Origin of the sequence: uncultured Amnibacterium sp., from assembly GCF_964244015.1 — a bacterium.
In the GTDB taxonomy this organism is placed as follows: domain Bacteria; phylum Actinomycetota; class Actinomycetes; order Actinomycetales; family Microbacteriaceae; genus Amnibacterium.
Genome location: NZ_CAXTHO010000008.1, coordinates 37,363 through 42,844, shown reverse-complemented (window position 1 = coordinate 42,844; position 5,482 = coordinate 37,363). Strand labels below are relative to the sequence as shown.

Sequence of the window (5,482 nt, the reverse complement as noted above, 5' to 3'; positions counted from 1 at the left end):
GTAAAGTCGCGCCAATCAAAAAGGCAGGCCCCGAGTAGGGGTGTTTCCGACATTCACTGACCCCAGTCGGCGGGGCGGATCTCGAAGCGGTCGGCTCACTGCTGCACGGGATCAGGATCCCGTGGGCGCGGCCGACGGCACGCCAGCGAAACACCCCCCGTCCGCGTGCCACAACGGCGGGAGACCGCGCATTGGCGCCGAACCGGAGCGCACACGTCGAAGGGCCGCGCCGAATTCGATTCAGCGCGGCCCCTGGCGAGCCCGGGACGGGCGGATTACTTCAGCGTCGAGGCGATGCTGAAGATCGGCAGGTACAGCGCGATCACCATGCCACCCACGACCACGCCGAGCACGGTGATCAGCATCGGTTCGATCAGCGAGGTCAGGGCCTCGGCCGTGGCGTCGATCTCGGTCTCGTAGAAGTCGGCGACCCGGGCGAGCATCATGTCGATCGAGCCGGACTCCTCCCCGACCGCGACCATCTGCACGACCATGCCCGGGAACAGCTTCTCTGCAGCGAGCGGCGCGGCGAGCGAGTTGCCGGTCCGCACGGATTCTGCGAGCCGCACGGCGACCTGCTCCAGAACCCAGTTGCCGGAGGACTGCCCGACGATGGTGAGCGCCCGCAGCAGCGGCACGCCCGCCGCGGTCATGTTCGCGAGGTTCCGCGCGAACCGGGCGATCGCGATCTTCGCCAGCAGCTGCCCGAACACCGGGATCTTCAGCAGGATCGGATGCACGATGCGCCGCACGCTGTCCTTGTCCTTGTTCGCGCGCCACCAGAAGGTGCCGCCGAAGCCGAGCACGGCGAGAAGGGGCAGCAGCCAGACCATCTGGTTGCTGAGGTCGACGAGGAACTGCGTCGGCAGCGGCAGCTTGCTGCCCAGGCTCTCGAACATTCTCTTGAAGACCGGGACGATGAACAGCAGCATCGCGACGACGGCGAGGACGGCGATGCAGAGCACCGCGATCGGATAGGTCATCGCCGACTTGATCGTCTGGCGGAGCTTCGCCTCCTTCTCGTACGTGTCCGCGATGGCGGACAGCGAGGTGTCGAGGAATCCGCCGGCCTCACCGGCACGGATCATGCTGACGAGCAGCAGCGGGAACTCCCGGTGCTGGTCGAGGGCGTCGGAGAACGACTTGCCCTGCTCGACGTCGCGCGCGACCTCGCCGAGCAGGGACCGGAGCTTCGCGTGCTCGGTCTGCTCGCTCACCACGCTGAGAGCGCGCAGCAGCGGGACGCCGGCCGCGGTGATCGTCGCCAGCTGTCGGGTGGCGATCGCGAGCGGCTGCAGGCCGACGTGACGGCCGCCGAACGAGATCTCCGCGTTCAGGCCGCTGCCGGTGCCCTTCTCGAGCACCTGGATGGGCATCAGTCCCATGCCGTTCAGCTTCATGACGGCAAGGGCCTCGCTCGGCACGCTCAGCGAGCCCTTCACCAGCTTCCCGCCCGGCTGCCGCGCGCGGTAGGCGTACGTCTTCTGGCCGCTGGCGTTCATCGGAGACCACCCATGCCCATCCCGGCGAACAGGTCCCCGCCGGTCCTCGAGCGCATCGGCCCGACCATCTGCCGGAGGGTGTTGATGTCCTGCGCCTTCGCCTCCGCGGCCTCCAGCGTGATCGTTCCGGCGGCGATCAGGGTGGCGAGGTGCTGGTCCATCGTCTGCATACCGAGCGCGCTGCCGGTCTGCATGGCGGTGAGCAGCTGGCTGGTCTTGCCGGTGCGGATCAGGTTCGAGATGGCCGACGTGACCCGCAGCATCTCCACCGCGACGCAGCGGCCCTGCCCGTCCGCCCGCGGCACGAGCGTCTGGCAGACGACCCCCTGCAGCACCAGCGACAGCTGCATCCGCACCTGCTGCTGCTGGTCGGCGGAGAACACGTCGACGATGCGGTCGATGGACTGCGCGGCGTCGGAGGTGTGCAGCGTCGCGAAGACGAGGTGGCCGGTCTCCGCAGCGGTGAGCGCCACGGAGATCGACTCCAGATCGCGCAGCTCCCCCAGCAGGATGATGTCCGGGTCCTGACGGAGGACGTGCTTGAGCGCGGCGCCGAAGCTGTGGGTGTCGGTGCCCACCTCCCGCTGGTTCACGAGCGCGGTCTTGCTCGTGTGCACGAACTCGATCGGGTCCTCGATCGTCATGATGTGGTCGGGGCGCGTCTCGTTCGCGCGGTCGATCAGGGCCGCGAGCGTCGTCGACTTGCCGGAACCGGTCGGGCCGGTGACGAGCACGAGACCACGGGGCAGGTCGGCGAAGCTGCCGATCGACTCCGGCAGGCCCAGGTCGCCGAAGGACTTGATGTCGGTGGGGATGAGCCGGAACGCCGCGCCCCACGCCTCCCGCTGCCGGTAGACGTTCACCCGGAAGCGGGCCCGGTCGCCGAGCGCGTAGGCGAAGTCGAGCTCGAGGTCGCGCTCGAACCGCGCGAGCTGGTCCGCCGACATCGCCGCGGTCAGGATGTCGCGCACGTCCTGCGCGGTCCACGACCCGACGTTGCGGACGGGTCGCAGCGCACCGGCGACGCGCACCATGGGCGGCGCACCGGCTGCGACGTGCAGGTCCGATCCCCGCATGCCGATGACCGCGCTGAGCGCGGTGTCGAGCCGGACGAGGCCCGGTAGCGCCTCCCGAACCTCATCAAGCGACGACACGGAGGACCTCCTCGATCGATGTGAGCCCTGCGCAGGCCTTGTTCCAGCCGTCCTGCTTCAGGGAGACCATGCCCTGCTGGATCGCGGCACGGGCGATCTCGCTCGACGAGGCGCGATCGATGGCGAGCCGCTCGACCTGCTCCCCCACCGTCATCACCTCGTGGATGGCGATGCGGCCGCGGTAGCCCGTGTTCGCGCAGTTCGAGCAGCCGACGGGCACGTAGAGCTCTTCGTCCTCCTCCAGGATGAGGCCGATCTGCATCAGCGTCTCCTCGCTGTAGGCCGCCGGACGCTTGCACTTCTCGCACAGCCGCCGGGCGAGGCGCTGTGCGACGACGGTCGCCAGCGCGGAACCGACCAGGTACGGCTCGATGCCCATCTCGATCAGGCGCGTCACCGCGGAGGGGGCGTCGTTCGTGTGCAGCGTGGAGAGCACGAGGTGGCCGGTGAGGGACGCCTCGACCGCGATCTGCGCGGTCTCGTGGTCCCGGATCTCGCCGATCAGGACGATGTCAGGGTCGCTCCGCAGGATGCTGCGCAGCGCCGAGGCGAATGTGAGCCCGGCCTTCGGGTTCACCTGCACCTGGTTCACGCCGGCGATCCGGTACTCCACCGGGTCCTCGACGGTGATCACGTTCACCGTCGACTTCGAGACGTCCTGCAGGGCCGTGTACAGCGTCGTCGACTTGCCCGAGCCGGTGGGCCCGGTCACGAGCACCATGCCGTTCGGGCGCGTGTACCCGCCGCGGAACGCTTTCAGGTTGCGGTCCGACATGCCGAGGTCGGAGACGTTCCGCGCGCTGCCCGAGTTGTCCAGGATCCGCATGACGACCTTCTCGCCGTACACGGTCGGCAGGGTCGCGACGCGGAGGTCGATCTTGTGGTTCTGGTGCACGACCGAGATGCGGCCGTCCTGGGGCTTGCGGCGCTCGGAGATGTCGAGCTCGGCCATGATCTTGAGGCGGGAGAGCACGCCGCTCTGGATGGAGGTCGAGACCGACTGCACCTCCTTCAGCACACCGTCGATGCGGTAGCGGACGCGGAGTTCGCTCTCCCCCGGCTCGATGTGGATGTCCGACGCGCGGTCCTGGATCGCCTGGGAGATGAGCAGGTTGACGAAGCGCACGATCGGCGCCTCCTCGTCCTCGACGACCGCGGAGGCGTTGTCCCCGTAGGCGCGCTGCTCCGAGAGCTCGTTCTGCAGGTCGCTCAGCTCGTCGTCCGCGCGGTGGTAGCGGTCGATCGCGGTGATGAGATCCTTCGCGTCGACGGTCACCGCGCGGATGCGCATCCGTGTCGCGGCCGAGACGTCGTCGAGCGCGAGGATGTCGTTCGGATCCGCCATCGCCACGATGAGCGTGCCGCCCTCGCGGGCGATCGGCAGCAGCCGATGGCGCCGGCAGAGGTTCGCGGAGACGCTGACGGCCGCCTCGCGGTCGATCGGGTACTCCTGGATCTCAACGAACGGCGCACTGAACACGTTCGCGCCGTTCGGCGTGATGGTCGACATGTCCGCTCCTCCCCGCTCGACGTTCGAGACGTCGACGGACACCCGAAGGTGTCCAGGTGCTACAGGCTAGGAAACGGCAGCGGGGCTCCGGAACACCCAAAGGGAGGCGCCCCAATGCGGGGGGTCATGCCCCACTTTTCGTCTTTCAGGAGTTTTGGCTGCGCCAAAACTCCTGGAAGACGAAAAGTGCGAGCCCTCGTCGCGCTCCCCCCGGCCTCGAAGATTGGACTTGCAGGCACAACCCGAGGTACGGGAAGCGCTCAGTCGCGGGGCTTGGGCGGCGTCGGCTTCGGCGGCGGGCCGGATGGCTGCGGCTGGGACGGCGTCGTCGGCGCCTCGAGCGCCGGAGCCGCGAGCCCCTCCGGCTTCCGCGCCTTGTTGAGCAGGCCGACGAGGAGGTCGCCGGTCTGCGCGGCGGACGCGGCCGCACCGGTGTTCGCCGCCTTGACGGCGGAGACGACCTCGGCGCGCTGGATGCTGACGCCGCGCGGGGCGTCGAACCCGATGCGCACCCCATCGCCCCGGACATCGATGACGGTGACGACGATGTCGTCCCCGATCATCACGCGCTCACCCTTCTTCCGCGTGAGCACCAGCATCCCGAGAGCCTACCGGCGGCCATTCGCCGTTTTGTAGGAACGACCTTCCTACAAAACGGTGCCGCGTCAGCCGGCCAGCTCGCGCCAGGCCTCGGGGAGGCCGATCGCGGTGAGCGCCTCGTGCTGCACGCCGCGCTGCACGCGGAGGCTCGCGACCGCGTCGACCTGGAGGCGGCCGCGCAGGCGGCCGGTCCACTCGAGGGTCTCCTCGGGCTCGCGCGCCGCGTCCACGACCAGCCACGCCTGGTCGCTGTCGATCGAGAGCAGCTGCTCGAGCTCCTCCTCCGCGAGCGGGCCCCGGCCGACGCCGTAGGCGACGATCACCGGCTGGTCGCTGCGGACTCCGTAGGCGCGGGCGGCGACGGCCCCTCGGCGGTCGTCGACCCGGCGGCGGGTGTTGCCCTCGATCGAGCCGCCGTCGCAGAGGTACCCCTTCTGCATCCGGTCCCGCAGCCCCTTCGCGACGCGCATCGGGTCCTCCCCGATGCCGACGAGCAGCAGCAGGTCGCCTGCGCGGTTCCGCTGCGGCGGGGGCGATCCCGGCGTCGTGCGGCCCATCCGCGACCGCGGCTTGGTGGTGGCCCAGACGTACTGCTGCACGGCCGCGACCTCGGCGGGCGTCGGCGGCCCTGGCGGGGTCGGCAGGGGGGCCGGCGGGCGGCGGGCCGGCGCCTGCCGCACCGGCGCCGCCTCCAGCACCTTGACGGGCACGGAGGC

At 69.8% G+C, this 5,482-nt stretch carries 5 protein-coding genes; all 5 read right to left on the bottom strand.

Features of this window, described 5'->3' with window-relative positions; genetic code table 11:
* Positions 1-275: 275 nt before the first annotated feature.
* The gene (locus tag ACFE67_RS02095) at positions 276-1,502 is read right to left on the bottom strand and encodes a type II secretion system F family protein (protein ID WP_375405215.1); all 1,227 of its coding nucleotides are present in this window, start codon (positions 1,500-1,502) and stop codon (positions 276-278) included.
* Positions 1,499-2,656, bottom strand: coding sequence for a type IV pilus twitching motility protein PilT (locus ACFE67_RS02090; protein WP_375405214.1), 1,158 nt, complete (start codon positions 2,654-2,656; stop codon positions 1,499-1,501). Before ACFE67_RS02090 ends, ACFE67_RS02095 begins: the two co-directional genes overlap by 4 nt.
* Positions 2,643-4,166, bottom strand: coding sequence for a GspE/PulE family protein (locus tag ACFE67_RS02085; protein ID WP_375405213.1), 1,524 nt, complete (start codon positions 4,164-4,166; stop codon positions 2,643-2,645). Before ACFE67_RS02085 ends, ACFE67_RS02090 begins: the two co-directional genes overlap by 14 nt.
* A 260-nt stretch (positions 4,167-4,426) precedes the next feature.
* A complete protein-coding gene (csrA, locus tag ACFE67_RS02080; protein ID WP_375405212.1) occupies positions 4,427-4,765 on the bottom strand; it encodes a carbon storage regulator CsrA in 339 nt (112 codons plus the stop codon).
* 66 nt (positions 4,766-4,831) lie between these two features.
* The coding region (locus tag ACFE67_RS02075; protein WP_375405211.1) for a hypothetical protein at positions 4,832-5,482 on the bottom strand (651 nt) is incomplete at its 5' end.